Here is a 602-nt window from a genome sequence, read left to right on the forward strand (position 1 = left end):
GCGGCAAGCGTCAGGTCATTGCCTGCCTGCATCCCCAGATTTCCGCCTGCGGTGATAGTGCTGCCGCTTTGGGTCACAGATTCTTTGCTGGTTGCGTCTTTGCCCCGGAAGCCGGACTGGCTGTAGCCGCTGGTCATCTCATTGGCGGTAACGTTGATATTGCTGTCCGCCAGCATCAGCAGACTGCCGCCCGCCGCGACGTTTGCGCCTTTGACGTTGATGTCCTTCCCGGCGCTCAGGCTCATGTCGTCCTGCGCGGTAATCGAAGCCGTCGGGCCAGCATCCGTGCCGCTCAGATGCATATTGCCGCTGCGGCTGTTGCCACCAATGCTCCACCGTTCGGTGAGCGTAATATTGTTGATGCTTCCGTTTATACTCTCAAGCGCCACCGTTTTACCGCTGATGGTTGAGCCGATGTTGTTGATGTCGCCCAGCGCGCTCAGTTGCAGCCCGCCGCCCGCGCTTATCAGCCCGCCATTCAGGTTGCTGATGCTGTTCCGGCTGTCGATACTCAGGCCGTTCTGCGCCGTGAGCGTGCCGCCGCTGTTGATGACGTTGCCACCCGCAAGCTGAACATTGCTGCCGGCTATCACGCTGCCGTT

At 60.3% G+C, this 602-nt stretch carries 1 protein-coding gene; it reads right to left on the reverse strand.

The genetic code is table 11. The features are described 5' to 3' along the window. The coding region (locus MUA00_RS00265) for a hemagglutinin repeat-containing protein (protein WP_271121237.1) at window positions 1–602 on the reverse strand (602 nt) is incomplete at both ends.

This window comes from Dryocola boscaweniae (assembly GCF_025215095.1).
Lineage (GTDB): Bacteria > Pseudomonadota > Gammaproteobacteria > Enterobacterales > Enterobacteriaceae > Dryocola > Dryocola boscaweniae.